Raw genomic sequence first — 17,626 nt, 5'->3', positions numbered from 1 at the left:
TGGCGTCCTTGAGGAAGATCTGGTGGTCGGCCCAGTAGCGCACGCGCGTGCCGGTGCGCGTCTTGGGGACCCGCTTGCCCTTGCGCAGCCCGTTCGCCGGGTCGAAGGGGGCATCGGGGCCGGACTCGGTGAACATGCCGGGGACGCCGCGCCGGAAGCTGATGGCGTGCGTCGCGCTGTTGCGGTCGACCTCGACGTCCAGGCGGGCGGAGAGGGCGTTGACGACGGAGGCGCCGACGCCGTGCAGGCCGCCGGAGGCCGCGTACGAGCCGCCGCCGAACTTTCCGCCGGCGTGCAGCTTGGTCATCACGACCTCGACGCCGGACAGGCCTGTCTTGGGCTCGACGTCGACCGGGATGCCGCGGCCGTTGTCCCGGACCTCGACGGAGTCGTCGTCGTGGAGGATGACCTCAATGTGGTCGCAGTAACCGCCGAGGGCTTCGTCGACGGAGTTGTCGATGATCTCCCAGAGGCAGTGCATGAGACCGCGGCTGTCGGTGGACCCGATGTACATGCCGGGGCGTTTGCGGACGGCCTCGAGCCCCTCGAGTACGAGCAGGTGCCGCGCGGTGTAGTTGGAGCCGTCACGGTCTGCACCGGTCAGAAGCGCAGTGGACGGCACGGACGTCTCGGCGGTCACGCGGTTCGCTCCTCGCTGAATTTCAAATGTGTCCCGATGGGGTACGGGCCCGGCGTGGGTCGCCGGTCAGAGGGTACCGAGGCCTGGTAGAGCCGATGTAACGCCACCCTCAGGAAAAGTCATGCTAGTCCAGAGTCGTATGCACGTTCGATCCCTCGTTGGAGTGACGTGGACATCACGTTCCCTTCGAGGCATGAACCATTTAGGCTCCGGGCACGTCCTCATGAACAACCGGCAAGCCAGCCGGGAGGGCAAATACCCAATAATCGACGCGAAACCGTAGAGCGACGCAATACGGCTCCTTCGCCGCTAACCGGCAGCAGACAGCCACCTCGGAAGAATTTTCAAGGAAAAGCCACGAGCGGGAACGTTTTCGGCCTGGTTGGATGTTGACCCTGGTACGACAGCTCGTCGAGCTAGAGAAGAGGCGACGTGACTACTGTTCTGACCCCCGCGAGCCCCCTGACGGCCGCTGACCGATGCGACCGATGCGGCGCCCAGGCCTACCTGCGCGTTGTCCTGGCCAGCGGCGGCGAACTGCTCTTTTGCGCCCACCACGGACGCAAGTTCGAGCCGGAACTCAAGAAGATCGCCGCTGAAATACAGGACGAGACCGACCGGCTGACCCCCGTGCCGCCGTCCCCGGAAGACGAGGAACGCTGACACCTCCTCGCGACCACGACGAGCCAAGGGCCGGTCCCAGACCGGCCGACGGGCGGTCTCCCCGGCCAGGCCGGGAAGGCCGCCCGTACTCGTACGCTGCAAGCGTAATCAGCTTCTTTCGGCCCATGTTTCAGGGGCCGCCGAGAGGCGTGCGTACACGCCGGGATTCCTAGCCTGACCGCAGCCGCTCCCCCAGGAGACGAGCCCGATCAGCCTGCCGTCGGCCACCAGCGGCCCGCCACTGTCCCCCTGGCAGGCGTCGTGGCCGCCGTTCTCGTCCCCGGCACACAGCATGGTGTCCGCGCGGTACGTGCCGCCCACGTGCCCGGGATAAGCGCGCTCGCAGGCGCTGTCGGGCAGCACCTTCACCGGCGCCGCCCGCAGCTCATCCGCGTACGACCCTGCGCCGGTGGTATCGCCCCAGCCATAGACGACCGCGCCCGTACCGGCCGTGTACGCCGCGTGGCCGCTCCCCGCCGCCTTGATGGTGTCGGCCGCAGGGAGCGGGCTCGACAGCGTCAGCAGCGCGAAGTCCCCCGCGTTGGTCTTGCTGTCGTACGCCGGATTCAGCGTGACCTCACTCACCGCGATCTCCCGGCCACCCGCGCCCTTCAGTTCGCTGCGGCCCGCGATGACCTCCAGGTCGCGCACCTGCGCGAGCGGTACGCCGAGCACCTCGGAACTCACGCAGTGTGCCGCCGTCAGCACCTTGACCGGTGCCACCAGCACTCCCCCGCAGAATTGCCCCGCTCGCGTACCTCCGAACCGGTCACGGCTCGAGAGGGCCACCACCCACGGCGACTGCGAGATCTGTACCGGCTGGCCCCCGACGACCACACCGTCCGGGGTGGTGGTCCCTCCTGAGGCCTGTGGCGCCGCAACGGCCATGGCCGTCAGGGCCAGCGCCCCTGTCAGTGATCCGGCAAAAGAGCGACGCATGCGGCCTCCTGGCTCGGTCGTGCAATGGCACTCCCAGCCTCAGCCGGACACCTGCGCGCCGCACCCGCGAAAGGCGACGAAAGGCCGGGGGCCCGGAGCCTCGTACGTGAGACTCCGGGCCCCCGGCCCGAGCGGCGAACGACCGGGTACGCCCTAGTCGAGGTAGTCGCGCAGGACCTGCGAGCGCGACGGATGGCGCAGCTTCGACATGGTCTTCGACTCGATCTGACGGATGCGCTCACGCGTCACGCCGTAGACCTTGCCGATCTCGTCCAGCGTCTTCGGCTGGCCGTCCGTGAGACCGAACCGCATGGAAACGACACCCGCCTCGCGCTCGGAGAGGGTGTCGAGCACCGAGTGCAGCTGCTCCTGCAGGAGGGTGAAGGAGACCGCGTCGGCCGGGACGACCGCCTCGGAGTCCTCGATGAGGTCGCCGAACTCGCTGTCGCCGTCCTCACCGAGCGGGGTGTGCAGCGAGATGGGCTCGCGGCCGTACTTCTGGACCTCGATGACCTTCTCGGGGGTCATGTCGAGTTCCTTGGCCAGCTCCTCCGGGGTGGGCTCGCGGCCCAGGTCCTGGAGCATCTGGCGCTGGACACGGGCCAGCTTGTTGATGACCTCGACCATGTGCACCGGGATACGGATGGTGCGGGCCTGGTCGGCCATCGCGCGGGTGATCGCCTGCCGGATCCACCAGGTGGCGTACGTCGAGAACTTGTAGCCCTTGGTGTAGTCGAACTTCTCCACGGCCCGGATCAGACCCAGGTTGCCCTCCTGGATGAGGTCCAGGAAGAGCATGCCGCGGCCGGTGTAGCGCTTGGCCAGTGAGACCACCAGGCGGAGGTTGGCCTCCAGCAGGTGGTTCTTGGCGCGGCGGCCGTCCTCGGCGATGATCTCCAGCTCGCGCTTGAGCTTCGGCGCGAGCTTGTCGCTGTTGGCCAGCTTGTCCTCGGCGAACAGGCCCGCCTCGATGCGCTTGGCGAGCTCCACCTCCTGCTCGGCGTTGAGGAGCGGGACCTTGCCGATCTGCTTGAGGTAGTCCTTGACGGGGTCGGCGGTGGCGCCGGCGACGGCGACCTGCTGCGCGGGCGCGTCGTCCTCGTCCTCGTCGGAGAGAACGAAGCCCTTCTCCCCGCCCTCTTCCTCTTCGTCGGCGCCCGGCTTGACCGGGGTCTCCTCGGTGGAGTCCTCAGCGTCGGCGGCCTCGTCGGCGTCCTTCTTGGCGGAGGTCTTCTTCGCGGCCGTCTTCTTGGCCGCGGTCTTCTTCGCAGTGGTCTTCTTGGCTGCCGTCTTCTTGGCGGCTGCCTTCTTCGCCGGCTCCGGGGCGACGACATCGTCGTCGGCCAGGGCGTCCACGGTTTCCGGTGCCGGAGCGGCAGTGGCGGCGACCGTCTTGGCGGGGGCCGGCTGGGCCCCGTTGGCCGCGACGGACTTGGTGGCGGTGCGCTTGGCCGGGCTCTTCGCTGCGACGCTCTTGCGCGGGCGCTTGGGCGACTCCGCGGCGGTGACCATCAGCGTCACACCCTCTTCCTCGAGGATCTGGTTGAGGCTGCGCAGAACGTTCTTCCACTGGGCCGCCGGAATCTGGTCGGCCAAGAATGCCTGGCGCACGTCATCGCCCGCGATCTGCCCATCAGCCTTTCCCCGCTCGATGAGCGCCATCACAGACTCGGACTCGGCGATCTCCGGCGGGAGCGTACGGGATGTGCTGGCCGACACGAACAACCTCTCGGAACGATGGAAACGGCTTCCGGCCTCGCCCTGAGTACGGGCCACGACCGACGACATCGGCTGGGGATGTACCGACGGCGCAGGTTGAACCTCGGACTGGTTACAGCGCCACGTTCGACGGCTGTATTCCCTCTTCGGCTGTCACCTCTTAGGTCATCGCACAGTCCCGCGGAGTGTTACGCCCAATCTGCGTGGCCCGAGTCACACCCCGGCCGAAATGAGGAACAACAGAAGGGACATCGGCTCGCAATCGGCTCACAATCGTGTCGCCGGACCCCCATGGGATCCGGCGACACGAGGTTCGTCAGTGCAGTCGGGCCGCAAGGCACACACCCCGGCCGTGGTCCGTGGTCCGTATTCCGCGGTCAGTGCTCGCGCGGCGCCGGCACCACACGCTCCACTTCCGGGTGAACGGTGAGCAGTTGGCGCATGGCGGTTTCGGCGGCCATCGCGTCGCCCGTGGCGAGCGCGTCGACGGTGCGGGAGTGGTGGACGAGAGCGGCCTCGGTGGGCCGGTCACATCCGGTGACAGGACCGCCGGACACCTGGAGGGCGGCGGAGACGATGCCGGAGAGGTGTTCGAGCATGCGGTTGCCCGCGAGCTGGATGAGCAGGGAGTGGAACTCGGAGTCGGCGCGGGAGAACGTCAGGGAGTCGCCCTGAGTGAGGGCGTGGCCCATGATCTCGACCATGTCGCCGAGCCGCTGCTGGAGGTCCTCGCGGCCGTGACCAGCCGCGAGGCGGGCGGCGAGCGGCTCGATCATCCACCGCAGTTCACTCAGTTCGCGACGCTGGTCGTCGCGCTGCGGACCGAAGGCCCGCCACTCGATGATGTCGGGGTCGAGCAGGTTCCAGTCGCTGACGGGGCGGACCCGGGTGCCGACGTTGGGACGGGCGCTGACCAGGCCCTTCGCCTCGAGGACGCGCAGGGATTCACGTACGACGGTACGGGAGACCTCGAAGCGCTGGCCGATCTCCTCGGGGACGAGCGGACGGTCGGCGCCGAGGTCGCCGGAGACGATCATCTGGCCGAGCTGCTGGACGAGTTGGCCGTGGAGCCCGCGGCCCCGGCTGCCCGCCGAGCGGCGGCCCATCCGGCCCAGGTCCGTGTCGGCCCCGTCCCAGGAGGGCACGCCGACGCGATCGGCGCCCGGCGCCTCCGCGTAGGGGTAGCGGTCGAGTTCACCCGGCCCGGCGAGGCCGGAATCGGCGGGGCGGGAGGCGGTCATCATGGTGTGCGCAAGGGTACTCACGGATCCTTTGTCGGCGGGACTCCCGCACCCCTTGAGGTCTTTGGTGAAAAGCACACGAAAGGGTGATCGCCGCCCACCCTGCAATTGACGACTTATCGGAAAGAAACGGGCTTTCCCCAGGTAGCCGTGACCGCGCGTCAGCCATCACAGCCCGGGCCGATCACCAATAGGTCCTGCGGCGAAGGCCAGTGAACAGATATGCGCAAAGCAGGGCACACAGCGACAACATCAGTGCCGCACCGACCGGTTGGGCCGCGACCCTCATCGCAGCCACCAACCACGGATCGATCTCGTACGGCCACTGCAGCCACGCCACCTCGCGCAGTCTGCCCGGGAGTCCGGCCACCGAACGCGCGGACGGGCCCACGACGATTCGCTGCGCGACCGGCACCACCAGAACCGGTACGGCGAGTACCGCGGCCACTCCGGCTGCCGTGGCGCGGAAAACCGCCGCGCCGAGCAGCCCGGCCCAGGCGCAGCCGACGGTCAGGCCGGACCAACTGACCGCCATGGAGGCCCATTTGTCCGGGACGCGCAGCAGATCTTCGCCGTACACCAGTCTCAGCGCCTGGGCGTCGGCCACCGCCACGAGGAAGCCCAGCAGGAGCGCGGCGGTGGCCGAGACGGCCAGCTTGGCGAGGAGTAGTCCGACACGGCGGGGGACCGTGCCGCGGGCGGTCGCGAGGGCCGGGTACCGGAACTCCTCACCGAACGCGATGGCGCCGAGCAGTCCGGCGCCGAACGCGGCGGGCGGCAGGGGGAGGAGGTCGGGCCAGGCGGCGAGAAGGGCGGGCAGGGGGGTGCTGCCCTCGCGGGCCAGCAGTACGGAGATCGCCACGGAGGCGACCAGGGCGGCGGTGGCGATGAGGAGGGTCGTCCTCGTACCGAGGAGGCGGTGCAGTTCGTAGCGCAGGGGGTGGAGCGGGCCGCGGGACGGGCGGAGGGGTGTCTGCGGCGGGGCCGCTGTCCGGGCGCCGGCTTCGGCCCGTCCGGCGCCCCCGGAGGCGGTGGGGGCCGGCTGCGGCTGCTGCGCGGGGGCCGGCCCCGTGTCGAGGGTCTCGTCGGCGAGCCGGTGGATCAGGATGCCGTGCCGGAAGGCGGTCTCGCCGATCTGCGCGCAGTCGCTGCCGTAGACGGACAGGCGTGTGCCGCCCTCGGCCACGACTTCGACGGAGCGCCGGGCGGCGCGGGCCTCGCGGGCGACCAGGGCGCCTAGGCGGGCGGCGTGCGGCGTCCTGACGGCGACGCGGGGGCGGAGCCTGGTCCTGGCGAACTCGGCGGCCGTCTGGTCCGCGACGAGGCGGCCACCCTCGATGGTGACGACCCGGTCGGCGGTACGGGCGGCTTCCTTGGCGTCGCTCGTGGTGTACAGGACGGTGCCGCCCTGGGCGGCGTGGCCGCGCAGCAGCCCGAACAGCCAGCTGTGCTCTCGCGGCGACAGGCCCTTGGCGGGCTCGTCGAGGAGGAGTGTGTGCGGGTCCGCCAACAAGGCGGAGGCGAGGCCGAGTCGGCGGTCCATGCCGAGGGAGAGCGTGCTGAGGCGCTGGTCGGCGAGGGCGGCAAGGCCGACGAGGTCGAGCATGTCGTTCGCGCGCGCGGCGGGCACCCCGACCGCGGCGCAGAGCATACGGAGCTGGCCGCGGGCGGTACGCGCGGGGTGGCCCGGCACATCACCCAGGAGTGCCCCGACCTCACGCGCGGGGTGGGCGATCCGGTATAGGGGGCGGCCCCGGAAGTACGTGACACCGCGGCCGGGCGCGAGGTCGAGCATCAGCTTGAGCGCCGTGGTCTTGCCGGATCCGGCCGCACCGAGGAGGGCCGTGACCTGCCCCGGCCGCGCCTCGAAGGTGAGGTCGTCGACGGCGGGCGGGAGACGTCGGCGGGGGGCGCTGGTGAGTCCGATGGCCTGGAGCATCGCTTCTCTCGCGGAAAGGGGAGACCGCTCGGCGGCAGGGCGGTACCGCAGCAAGATAACGCGACATATGCGACTTTTCGTGCATCGAAGGGCGTGCGGGTGTCAGAGCCATGAGTCCCAGGCTTGAGTCAGCCCGTGTCGGACCTCTGCGTCAGACCTCGGGACGCAGCATCGGCGGATTGAGCAGCGTCGCTCCGCCCGCCCGGAACAACTGCGCGGGCCTACCGCCCTGCCGGGTCGTGGTCCCGCCCGAGGGGACCAGGAATCCTGGGGTGCCGGTGACCTTGCGGTGGAAGTTCCGGGGGTCGAGGGCGACGCCCCAGACGGCTTCGTACACACGACGCAGCTCGCCGACCGTGAACTCCGGCGGGCAGAAAGCGGTGGCGAGCGACGAGTACTCGATCTTGGAGCGGGCGCGTTCCACGCCGTCCGCGAGGATCTGGGCATGGTCGAAGGCGAGCGGCGCCGGCGGCTCGTCCTCGCGGCTGTAGTCATCCTCCTGGCCGAGCAGGGCCTCCACGGGCGCCCAGCGCGCGCTGTGCGCGTCGCCACCGGCCCGCGGGGCGGGAAGGTCCGGCGCGAGCACCAGATAGGCCACGCTCACCACGCGCATCCGGGGGTCGCGTTTCGGATCTCCGTACGTGGCGAGCTGTTCGAGGTGCGCCCCGTTCCCGATCGAGGGTGTGCCGGGCTCGTGCGCGCACAGCCCCGTCTCCTCGGCGAGTTCGCGCGCCGCCGCCGCCCCGAGGTCCTCCTCCGCCCGCACGAAGCCACCAGGCAGCGCCCACCGGCCCTGGTAGGGCTGCTCGCCGCGGCGTACGACCAGCGCGCAGAGCGCGTGACGGCGCACGGTGAGCACGACCAGATCCACGGTGACGGCGAAGGGAGGAAAGGCCGATGGGTCGTAGGGCGACATGCCGTGATCATAGTCGTCTGCCTGACGATAAACAGTCCTCTTGCCGAGGAAGCCGCCGTCCGCGGCGGCCTCTTCGCGCTGCTCGTCGGCGTCCACGGCTCAGACCCCCAACTGGAGTGCGCCGGCGGCTTCCTCGATCATGCCGAGGCCGAGCCTGTTGATCCGTACGGCGAAAGGCTCCCCTGCCACGCGCAGTCCGGAGAACTGCACGGCACCGAGCGGCGCACTGCGTACGGGGAACAGCGCGACCGTGCCGGCGGGAGCGTCCGGGCGGACGCCCGCGAGCGCGGTGAGCAGGTGGACACCGGCAGCGGCGGCCACCGCCGCGGGCCGGCACGCGGCCGGATGCGGCACGGGAAGACTGTCCGTGGTGCGCTGCTCGCCGGAGTACATCTCCGGCAGCCGGTTGCCGAACGCTCCCGCCGCGTCGAGGACCCCGCGCAGCAACGCCGCCGCCTCCCGCTCGTACCCCGCCGCCGCGAGCCCCGTGACGGCGACGGCCGTTTCGTGGACGCGCACAGCGCCGCCTCGGTGGCCGAAGGGGTTGTGGCCCGTCTCCTTGGCTCCCAGGCTGCGCAGCCCCCAGCCCGAGTCCATCGCGGGGCCGCCGAGCAGCCTCGCCACCTGCTCGGTCTGCGCCTTGTCCAGCAGACCGGGTGCGAGTCGCCCCCCGCCGAGCAGGCCGGTGTCCAGGAGGTGCGCGACGGCGCCGCCCAGATGCGGGACGAGCCGTCCCCGTGCTGTGCCTGCCGCCGGCCGCCCGCCCGCGGGGTCGTCGATCCAGAAGGTCTCCCGGAACGTACGGCGCAGCACCGCCGCCCACTCGCGCCATCCTTCGGCGCCCGGCCTGCCGCACTCGGCCAGCAGGTCGGCGCCGAGTACCGCCGCGCGGTGGGCGTGCGCCTGGGTCTCGCTGCGCCGGGGCCGGTCGGGCCCCCGCTCCCGCAGACAGCCGTCGTGGTCCGCGGCTCTGCGCAGCCAGAGCAGACAGCGCTCGGCCACGGGAAGCAGCTCCTCCAGGTCCTGCTCGGGCAGCCCCCACCGCCTCGCTTCAGCGAGGACCACCGGGAAGGCGAGCGTCGCCTCCACGCCCGTGCAGCTGGGCGGGAGATGCGGGCCCGCGTCCCTGAGCGGGCCCGGCAGCCGCCCCTGGTCCGGCCCCGGGCCGGGCAGTTGGGTGCGGGCAAGCGCACGCAGCGTCGACGCGGCGAGCCGCGTGCCGAGCGGCAGCGTCATCCGCGCCGCCCACAGCGCCTCGGCGGGTGCGAGCCCGCAGCGCCAGGGCACTCCCGCCGCCAGATACACATCCGCCGGATGGCGGGGGTCGCGCATCAACAAGGCCCGCAGATCGCCGATGCTGGTCCGCAGCAGCTCCCGTACCCGCGGATCGTCTCCCTCCGCCGTCGCCTCGGAGAGCGGTCCAGTCCCGGTCTTCACCGGCGCCCGGGCCCCACGGTCCGTACGGATCCGCAGCTCGATGACGCGCGAGGCGCCGGGCAGCAGCTCGATCTCCCACCGCAGCAGGCCGGCGGAGGCAATCGCGTCCTCGGGAGGCGGGTCGGCGGTGACCACGGCCTGGGCTCCGGCCGCCGACCAGCGCATGCCAGAGGCGTGCACACTGGCAGGCAGCTGAGGTCCCGAGCGACCCGCCGCGACGGCGCCGAGTTCCGCCAGATCGGTGCCGAGCCCGATCTCCACCCGGAGCCGCATGGTGTGGCGTGCCGAGCTGCGCAGGATGATCCGTTCCGTGCCCTCGGCGTGCCGCAGCCGCTCCACGGCGATCTCGGGGTCCGGTCCCGCGCTGCCCGGCGTACGCACCACACCCACGAACCGGGCACGACCGGCCGAGACCAGCCTGCCCTGCACCGCGACCGGTTCGCGCCCCGCGATGCGCAGGTGGCAGCGGGAGAGCAGCCGGCGCCCCGACTGGTAGAAGCCCTCCAGTCCGTGACCGGTGAGCTGCCCGTGTTCAGGGGAGAGCACCAGTCCCGGCAGGTCCGCACAGATCAGCAGGGCATGGACGGAGGGAAGCTCACCGGGAGGCCGGGTACCTCCCTTGAGTGGCCTTCCCGCGGCGGCGGCGGGGGGCGGGGCGGTGAGGGTCATACGGTGCCTCCTCTGCGCTCGTGACAGCCGCACCGGCCGGATGGGCGCGGGGCGTTCGCGGTACGGCCACCCGTGTGAACGTCCGCATCGCCGCCCTGGTCACGGCCGTCACCGCTCGCTCCTCCCGCGCTGCCCGTCCTGTCGGCGAGTGCGGCCTCGCGCGGCGGCCGCTCCGGACCGCGCCTTGGCGGGCGGCGTACTGCGCCTGGCGGCTGCCTGCGGCCGTACGGACCGTGTCACCGGCCGCGTGCGTACGGGGCGGGGGTGGGGCCGCTTGCGCTCCGCGCGCTCCTGGCGCAGGCAGCGCCGTAGGGCTTCGGGGTCGAGGCCCTCGTTGCACGCTTGGTGCAGGAGCTGCGCGAAGGTGTACTCGGGGTCGGAGCGCAGTGCGCGGCCGAGCGCGACTCTGGCCCCCGGCTCGTCGCCGGTCGACCAGGCGACCCATCCCGCGAGGGTGAGCGGGGCCGGGGCATGGGTTTCGTACGCTCCGGCGCACCGACGGGCCAGTGCCCGCCACAGCCGCAGTGCGGGCTCGGCGTCGGGGCCTTCCATCCACTCCGCGGCCCGGTCCCTGGTCTCGCGGTCCTGAAGGCCGAGGATGACGGCGGCGGCCTCGTCATGGGAGATGAGTGTGTCGTCCCCGGCGTCCGCCTCGGGCCAGCTCGCAGAGGCCGGGTTGTTCTCACCGAGGCGCTTCATGAGCCGGCGCGCCAGCCCGAGCGTCTCGGCTCCGACCTGCTCACGCTCGGCCCCGCCGAGGATCCGGGGTACCAGCGCGAGCCCTGCGGCGTCCAGAGCCCGCACCTGCTCCTGGTCGGCCGGCTGCCGCGGCGCGAGCCTCGCCTCCATGTCCCGCAGGGTTCCGCGCACTTGGATACCGGCGTAGGCAGCGGCCGCAGCCATCACCGAGGTGCCCGGCAGGGCCAGTACGTTGCCGTCGGGCGGGCAGCAGCGTTCATCGGGGCAGCAGTAGGACCAGTACCTCCCGTCGGAAATGCACAGCGCTTCGAACACGGGCACATCGAGCGCGCCGCACGCGGTGCGCAGCCGTTGCGCGAAGGGGCGCAGCCGCTCCATCACCTGCCGGGCCGACTCCCCGTCGGCCGGGTCCTGGCAGAGGAAGACGACGATGCCGTCGGGGCGGCCTCCCCGGCGCTCACTTCCGGTCACCAGGCACTCGGCGAGCTGGTCGGAAACGAACGGCCATTCCCTCGGCGAGCGGGGGATGCCGAGCCTGAGCCGCCCGCCGAAACGGCCGCGGCGGCCGTGCAGCGCGACCATCACCACGCTGTCGGTCGGGTGGAAACCCATGAGGTACGGGAGGGCGTCGGCGAGTTCGGCGGGGCCGCGCAGGGTGATCTGGTCGTCGGCGGAGGGGCCTGTGGGTTCGTGGTGCTTGTTCATGGCTCGACGGTCCCGCAGAGACCGCCCGCTCCGCCAACCCTGTGGATAACTTTATCCACAGGCTGGAGGCCGCATTCGCACAATGTCCGAACCATCAGGTTGCATGGGGGCATGACCAACGCAGAGCTCAGGTCCTCGGCCGATTCCGTACTCGCCCGCCTCGTCGGGGACACCAGCGGCACCGCCCGGCTGCGCGAGGACCAATGGCTGGCCATCGAGGCTCTCGTCGCCGACAAGCGCAGAGCGCTGGTCGTCCAGCGAACCGGCTGGGGCAAGTCCGCCGTGTACTTCGTGGCCACCGCGCTGTTGCGCGAGCGCGGCGCGGGCCCCACTGTGATCGTCTCGCCGCTCCTCGCGCTCATGCGCAACCAGGTCGAAGCCGCAGCCCGCGCCGGCATCCACGCCCGTACGATCAACTCCTCCAACACCGAGGAGTGGGAAACGGTCCAGGCAGAGGTCGCCGCCGGTGAGGTGGACGTGCTGCTGGTCAGCCCCGAAGCGCTGTTCTCTCCACACTCGCGCTCAGTCAGCTGTTCAGCAGGTTCTGCGGCTGGATGGAGCACTCAATCCGGGTGCCCAGCCCAGACGGTGCAGGGGGTGGTGTGTGCTCACGGCAGCCGCGAGGGTCTGCATCGCGTCCTCCCAGAAGCCGGGCTCACGCCAGCGTGCCGAGTAAATCCGCAGGGTCGCTGGCTGGCCGAACAGTGCGGGGAGATCCCTCCAGGGGTGCCCGTGCGGGCCTTGTAGAGAATTCCTGTCATCACCAGCCGGGGGCAGACTCCTCGGGGCCTGTAGGCGATCATCGGCTCGACCTTCGCCCATCCCTCATCTGTCAGCAGCGGGACCCGTAGTTGCCTCTCAGCAAACCACGCCGCCAACGGATACCGCCACCGTCTGCTCTCGGGCCAGATTCCACCGCTGATCCTCGAACTCATGTGCGGGTGCGGCCGACTGGGGACAGTGCGGACGCCGCCGGTCATCCCTCCTTGAGGGCGCATCGGGCGATGACCGCCTCGCGCAGGCGTGCAGCCATCTCGGGCGCCTGGTCCGGCGGCAGCGACAGGACACCATTCTCCGTCATCAGAGCGTGAAACTGCTGCTGAGGGTAGGGGACGCCGGACGGCAGAGGGCGACATGCCAGTGCAGATGCGCATTGCCCTGCTGGCTGGCGAGCGAGTAGAGGTACGTCCGCTCCGGCTCACAGACGGCCTCGACGACAAGGGCGACCTTCAGGATGAACAGCATGAGCCGTTTGTAAGCCTCCTCGTCCAGGTCGCGCACGACATGCTCGACGTGCGCCTTCGGTGCCCCGCAGTAGTGGCATGGGGAGGTAACAAGAACGCCGAGTGCGTCACCCTCGTCCTGTGTACATCGACGGCCTGATCGAGCGCCGTACCGAGGACACGGGACTGACCCTCCTCGCGGACTCCCTCACGCGTCACCGGCAGTCAAACCGAGACCCTGGCCGACGCCCTCCTGGCTGGCCTCCTTCCCCTCACCGGCAACACCGACGACTCCGTCTTAATCGTCCTGCGTCTCTGACTCGCATCCGCCTTTCGGCGATGCACCAAGCACACTTGTGAGTGCTGTCCAGTCCTCATGGAGATGTGACTGCCACGGTTTGTCGCACGCGATGGCCGAGAGCTGCCGGTCCATGTCATTGCGCGCGGCACGCGACAAGGTCCAGCCGAGCGGCGCCTGCACGCCCGGGTGCTGGCTTGGGTGGATGACGAAGAAACGCCGGGAGATCTTGTTGGAGAGCGCTGGATCGCAGCCCACGTCCCCGTCCATGGCCACCTTGGCGCGCTGCAGGGCCACATCATCAAGCTGGCCACGAACAGCACCCGCGGTGCGCAAGGGGGTCATAACCTCGGACGAGCGGCGACCGACGATATCGGGAGTCAGGGTCTGGTAGCCATTGGATACATGCACGTAAATCGGCACAATGCATGTACTGCGGTGATCAGCGTTGTATTCGCGGACTTCCGGCTCCAGTCGGCGCGTATAGAGGTCGACGAGGGACTGGGCCCCGTTGTTCTCGGCGTATCCGCCATCGACAACTCGGACCGGTGCCGTACCGTCGCAGCTGGGCAGCGCTCCTGAGGGTGATACATACGTGAACCGCGCCGACAACAACGCGGCGGTCTTTCTGTCAATCTGCCTACCGCACAAGAGATCTGCGGCGTCAAGAGCTCCTGGGCTCACAGGGGGGCGCTCGCCCGTAGCACAACGGGCAGGGTCATCCTGATAGGGGGCTCCGGCACCGAGATCGAATGGGCTGACTACCAGTCGGCATCCGTTCGTCATCGTGCCGTTGAGAATGAGGTAGGGCCGGCGCTGCGACGGCTCCTGTCTCCAAGCGAAGGGTTGGTCGAGTCGACTGTTCGACCGGCTCCAACTGTCCTCCAGCGCTCTAGCCCGGTCGTAGCCTCCGTTATAGAGAAATGCGGCCGGTAGGTCACGTACGAAGAGGGCCGCGAGTGTCGGAGCCAGATTATCTTCCCCGAACTGCGCCCAAGGCGACCTTGATTTGCCCGCGTGTCTTGCATCCAGCCCATCGAAGCTGGTGCTGTATCCGACCAGTCCCACTGCGCCGCCCGAAGTACCGCTGGCCACAAACAACTTGTCCGCAGGGCCGCAGGTGCTGCTTTGCTCGGGCGGCGCGAGCCGATCCAGCACACTGGCCGTCCAATAGGCGGCCCTGATCCCGCCGCCCGAGGCACTCACGAGCACGAGCGGTGTGGGCCCGCTCTTTGCGGCACAGCGCGTGGCCCATGTATCCAGTGCCTCTGGCACCGTCGAGCGGGCAGGTTCCTGTTTGGGCCTCGAGCCCGCCCGAATCAGATGCGGTCCTTGATCATCAATAGCTGCAGCCAGCGCTACCCACACAACCAGCAAAGTGAGCATCGGAATGCGGTGAAAGCCGATCACTTCAAGCCCACGGGGCGGCTCAAGAAGGTTCGAAGCTCTTTGCAGATAGGCGAGCACCACCACAAGCGCGGCGAGTGATACCGCCAAAACTCCCAGACCCCCCAGTCGGAGGGGAAGCCACTCGTGAGAAAACACCAAACCGATCGCCAGAGACACTGGGACGGCCTGAGCTCCACGACGCAAGTTCGTGTACCAGCGTGAGTCAACGGCGTCGCCATCGCGGCTTCCCTCACCGTGGTCCTCACGGTCACCGCGCGGCGGGTCTGGGGCCTTCGTTACCAACAGGCCGGCCAAGGCCACCGCAGCGAGTGTCATGGGCAGGCTCAGGACAAGTGCGAGCCGGTGAAGGCAGGATTCGGCCACGAAGAACGCCGGGTCGGTCTCAGCGGCCCCCAGAGCGAGCCCACAGACGACGAACGGAACCGCTGCGATCCACCAGCGCATCCGTCGGACTCGCTCCCGCTGCCCCTTATATAGCAGCGCAAGCCTCTCTTCGTCTGCTTCTCGACGAGCACGCGCCATGTCTTCCGCCGTAAGCGCCTCTGCCTGTTCGCCGTCAGGGGGCCGCTGAGGCTCACGAGCAGCCTTGTAGTGGAACCGCGTCCCTGCGAGACCGCCAACAACATAGATCGCGAGCAGCAGGATACCGGGTGCCCTCAAGCGGGTCACATGCGGAGCGAAGGACACCCCAACCAGCACCACTCCCATCAGGAGCAGTGACCAGGGCGGCGTCCATCGTTTCCTGTGCTTGGGACGACTGCTTGCGTCACTGAAGTAGAGGACGGCCGAGAGGAAGAAGACCGCAACGAGGGCTGCTGCCAAAACCCACCCGTCCTCCACGGATCGGCGCAGCATGTCGGGGGCCTGATCCGTCGTAGGGACGAGTAGCAGCAGAGCAAAGACGGCAAGCGCAATCAGCTGAATTTTCAGCTGTCCGGCCACAGCAAGGGTCGCTTGCAGTCGGCGCTCAATCATTTGACGCCGGTCTGGTTGTTCGACGACCCGCGTGATCGATACGACAATAACGAGCACTACGAGAACTGCGAGCAACAACCACTTGAGACGAGTGGCCCCCCAGAGAAATTCCCGGGCTCCTGGGAAGGGCTTCACAAGCTGAAGAATGTTCTCTAGGACTTCGATGACGATAAGAGCTACGGGCAGGTGCCAGCTTCGGGTTGCCTGAACCGCCGGATCACTACTCGCTGGCCCCCTCACCAGCAAGTACCAGAGCAAACCCACATATGCGGCGACAAGCACCACGTCGATAAGGCCGTACGACCACCGCCATACCTCGGTCGACCTCGCCAGGTCCGATGTGCGCCAGACCTCCAAGATCTTCTCTAGATCTGCCGGCCCCCCGAAGATCGGGCCCGACAGGTCGCTGATTCCGTATGAGTCTTCTCGCGGCTCATGCACGCGTTTCATGCCACTGTCAATCCGCGACAGAACCAGGAAGGCCCACCCAGACGTCACCGCCGCGAAGATGGGGAACAGACTGACGTGGGAGGACGTACCGCGTTCTGGGAGGGCCATGCTGTCGTACATAGCGCAGCTGCTTGCCAGGTTCGTCAGCGCCACGCCTGGGAGGGTGGTGTCGCTGCGCGCCTCCCCCGGTCGGCCCATCGTCCGCACGACGAGTTCATGCATTCGACTCAAGAGACTGAAGGTGACTCGGGGACGGCGCACGTCCCTCGGAACCTGCGGTTCGAAAGACCGCTTCACCCAACGTGACAACCAGCCCCAAGCGGTTACCAGCCACGCCCGATCAAGGATATCCAGGGCTGAGCGCCAGTCACAATGATCATCTCGATCCCACCAAATTTCTACCGTTCGGCGGCAGGTCACCGCCTCCCCCTATACGGACCGGCTCGGGGCGCGTCCGCACAAGGGGCGACGAAGGAGGTGGCCTCGCTCCGTCACACACGACGCCGCAGGGACATCCGCCTATTCTTCCAACTCTGACGAGGGGATTCGCGCATCGAAGACATCGACAACGAACTCCGAGGTTCCGTTTCCTTCGAAGTCGACGTCCCGGTTGCTGTGAAGCAGCGTGTGAACTCTGACCCAGCACCCCTCTGCACTTGCAGCCTCTGCTACCTCGAGCGCACCACGAACGGGGCCGAGGCCAGCAAGCGGCTGCTCGCTCGTCCAAGTCCGCAAAAGCGGTACTCCTGCGGGAAGGGCCCACGTACGCGGCTCAGAACTGGCCGGCACGGAGACCTCGTCGCTGCGCAACTGGAGCACCCAGCCGATGTCGCCATCGCTGCTGAGCTCATTCGACATACGGATGCCGAGCCCGATCATGTAAGCGCCATCGAGGTATTCCTCAAGCTCATGGTCAATCCGGCTGAAGTAGACGGCCTCACGGACGACCTCGACTGGCCCACATTCCGTGAAGGCACCGAGCTCCGGGGCACAATTTTCCTTCAGGTACTGCCGTGCCGCCATAGCCACCGGCCCTGGAACACGATCCAGCACTGCTTGCAGAACTGCATCATCCCGGTCGGCCATGAAGCTATTCAGACCTCCAACGAACTCCTCCGTCAGATGGAGATCAGCTGCCCCCAGCGTGGTGACCGCCTCCAAGCGATCGGGGTAGCCCTTACGAATAGCAAATACCCTGCTGCGCCCCGGGCTCGTGTGTGCGATGAATGAATAGACCACTGTCTGCCTCACCGGATGTCTCAGAAACGGCAACAGAGCGCGCTTACGCGTCAGTGTCGTCACAAGTTAATGGAAGCCGCCCGCAACTCGACGTATCGACCGAACTACACATTCGTTCGCATGGTCATTGAGGCAGTTTGCCGTCCGGCCCGGCACTTGAGCCCAGTCCAGCATAGCGGCCACAAGGTACCAAGACGCCGCCGTGAAATCAACGTCGAACAGACGCATGAGAGTCGACTCGTTCAGCCTGTCGGTCTTCAACGGTCGGAGCGCGGGCGGCGTGGCGGGGCCCGAGCTGTTCGGCGTCACGCCCTTAAAAGAGGGCAACGGACGTACCGCATCGCTGTGGCTCCGTTGCGCGGTGATCAACCTGCAAGATACGACAGCCGATGCCCGCGATGGGGGCACCGACCACGCATGGATCGAAAACGGCCGCGTACTCGACCCCGACACCCCTCGCGCAG

At 68.7% G+C, this 17,626-nt stretch carries 12 protein-coding genes and 2 pseudogenes; 3 read left to right on the top strand and 11 right to left on the bottom strand.

What is annotated here, in order from left to right; all coding sequences use genetic code 11:
- Positions 1 to 640, bottom strand: a 640-nt coding sequence (locus J7E91_RS30180; protein ID WP_308377505.1) for an ATP-binding protein, incomplete at its 3' end; no start/stop codon positions are given.
- Positions 641 to 1,072: 432 nt separating this feature from the next.
- On the opposite strand from J7E91_RS30180, the gene J7E91_RS30175 reads away from it, so the two are divergent.
- The gene (locus J7E91_RS30175; RefSeq protein WP_028814168.1) at positions 1,073 to 1,303 is read left to right on the top strand and encodes a hypothetical protein; all 231 of its coding nucleotides are present in this window, start codon (positions 1,073 to 1,075) and stop codon (positions 1,301 to 1,303) included.
- A gap of 108 nt (positions 1,304 to 1,411) precedes the next feature.
- Here J7E91_RS30175 and J7E91_RS30170 read toward each other — a convergent pair whose 3' ends face one another.
- From J7E91_RS30170 to J7E91_RS30140, 7 genes are all read right to left on the bottom strand, one after another.
- On the bottom strand, positions 1,412 to 2,242 hold the full coding sequence (locus tag J7E91_RS30170) for a serine protease (RefSeq protein WP_214909941.1): 831 nt from the start codon (positions 2,240 to 2,242) through the stop codon (positions 1,412 to 1,414).
- A gap of 153 nt (positions 2,243 to 2,395) precedes the next feature.
- The gene (locus tag J7E91_RS30165) at positions 2,396 to 3,961 is read right to left on the bottom strand and encodes an RNA polymerase sigma factor (protein WP_214909940.1); all 1,566 of its coding nucleotides are present in this window, start codon (positions 3,959 to 3,961) and stop codon (positions 2,396 to 2,398) included.
- 377 nt (positions 3,962 to 4,338) lie between these two features.
- The gene (locus tag J7E91_RS30160) at positions 4,339 to 5,226 is read right to left on the bottom strand and encodes a FadR/GntR family transcriptional regulator (protein WP_078607279.1); all 888 of its coding nucleotides are present in this window, start codon (positions 5,224 to 5,226) and stop codon (positions 4,339 to 4,341) included.
- A gap of 160 nt (positions 5,227 to 5,386) precedes the next feature.
- Positions 5,387 to 7,141: an ATP-binding cassette domain-containing protein gene (locus J7E91_RS30155; protein WP_214909939.1), complete on the bottom strand. Its 1,755-nt coding sequence runs from the start codon at positions 7,139 to 7,141 to the stop codon at positions 5,387 to 5,389.
- A 151-nt stretch (positions 7,142 to 7,292) separates the two neighbouring features.
- Entirely contained in the window at positions 7,293 to 8,057 is a 765-nt protein-coding gene (locus tag J7E91_RS30150) for an NUDIX domain-containing protein (RefSeq protein ID WP_214909943.1), read from the bottom strand.
- Positions 8,058 to 8,156: 99 nt separating this feature from the next.
- A complete protein-coding gene (locus J7E91_RS30145) occupies positions 8,157 to 10,163 on the bottom strand; it encodes a glycogen debranching N-terminal domain-containing protein (protein WP_214909938.1) in 2,007 nt (668 codons plus the stop codon).
- A gap of 108 nt (positions 10,164 to 10,271) precedes the next feature.
- A complete protein-coding gene (locus J7E91_RS30140) occupies positions 10,272 to 11,567 on the bottom strand; it encodes a DUF4192 domain-containing protein (protein WP_214909936.1) in 1,296 nt (431 codons plus the stop codon).
- 111 nt (positions 11,568 to 11,678) lie between these two features.
- On the opposite strand from J7E91_RS30140, the pseudogene J7E91_RS30135 reads away from it, so the two are divergent.
- Positions 11,679 to 12,089 (top strand): annotated as a pseudogene (locus tag J7E91_RS30135) (DEAD/DEAH box helicase); the annotation flags it as partial.
- Positions 12,090 to 12,647: 558 nt separating this feature from the next.
- Here J7E91_RS30135 and J7E91_RS30130 read toward each other — a convergent pair.
- Positions 12,648 to 12,812 carry a hypothetical protein gene (locus tag J7E91_RS30130; protein WP_251016478.1) on the bottom strand — a complete coding sequence of 55 codons (165 nt, stop codon included), beginning with the start codon at positions 12,810 to 12,812 and terminating at the stop codon, positions 12,648 to 12,650.
- A 119-nt stretch (positions 12,813 to 12,931) separates the two neighbouring features.
- On the opposite strand from J7E91_RS30130, the pseudogene J7E91_RS36365 reads away from it, so the two are divergent.
- Positions 12,932 to 13,109 (top strand): annotated as a pseudogene (locus J7E91_RS36365) (SpoIIE family protein phosphatase); the annotation flags it as partial.
- Here J7E91_RS36365 and J7E91_RS30125 read toward each other — a convergent pair.
- Together J7E91_RS30125 and J7E91_RS30120 are read right to left on the bottom strand one after the other, a co-directional pair.
- Positions 13,089 to 16,076 carry a hypothetical protein gene (locus J7E91_RS30125; protein WP_214909934.1) on the bottom strand — a complete coding sequence of 996 codons (2,988 nt, stop codon included), beginning with the start codon at positions 16,074 to 16,076 and terminating at the stop codon, positions 13,089 to 13,091. The pseudogene J7E91_RS36365 and the gene J7E91_RS30125 overlap by 21 nt on opposite strands.
- Positions 16,077 to 16,442: 366 nt before the next feature.
- Positions 16,443 to 17,225, bottom strand: coding sequence for a hypothetical protein (locus J7E91_RS30120; RefSeq protein WP_214909932.1), 783 nt, complete (start codon positions 17,223 to 17,225; stop codon positions 16,443 to 16,445).
- Positions 17,226 to 17,626 lie beyond the last annotated feature (401 nt).

This window comes from Streptomyces sp. ISL-99 (assembly GCF_018614005.1).
In the GTDB taxonomy this organism is placed as follows: Bacteria; Actinomycetota; Actinomycetes; order Streptomycetales; family Streptomycetaceae; genus Streptomyces; species Streptomyces flavidovirens.
Note: the sequence above shows the minus strand (reverse complement) of the source record. Positions and strands in the feature narration are given on the sequence as shown.

What these genes read in the sequence shown, in the direction of transcription:
- J7E91_RS30130 (WP_251016478.1), bottom strand. Translation starts at nt 12,812, where the DNA reads ATGCTGTTCATCCTGAAGGTCGCCCTTGTCGTCGAGGCCGTCTGTGAG.
- J7E91_RS30150 (WP_214909943.1), bottom strand. Translation starts at nt 8,057, where the DNA reads ATGTCGCCCTACGACCCATCGGCCTTTCCTCCCTTCGCCGTCACCGTG.
- J7E91_RS30155 (WP_214909939.1), bottom strand. Translation starts at nt 7,141, where the DNA reads ATGCTCCAGGCCATCGGACTCACCAGCGCCCCCCGCCGACGTCTCCCG.
- J7E91_RS30145 (WP_214909938.1), bottom strand. Translation starts at nt 10,163, where the DNA reads ATGACCCTCACCGCCCCGCCCCCCGCCGCCGCCGCGGGAAGGCCACTC.
- J7E91_RS30140 (WP_214909936.1), bottom strand. Translation starts at nt 11,567, where the DNA reads ATGAACAAGCACCACGAACCCACAGGCCCCTCCGCCGACGACCAGATC.
- J7E91_RS30170 (WP_214909941.1), bottom strand. Translation starts at nt 2,242, where the DNA reads ATGCGTCGCTCTTTTGCCGGATCACTGACAGGGGCGCTGGCCCTGACG.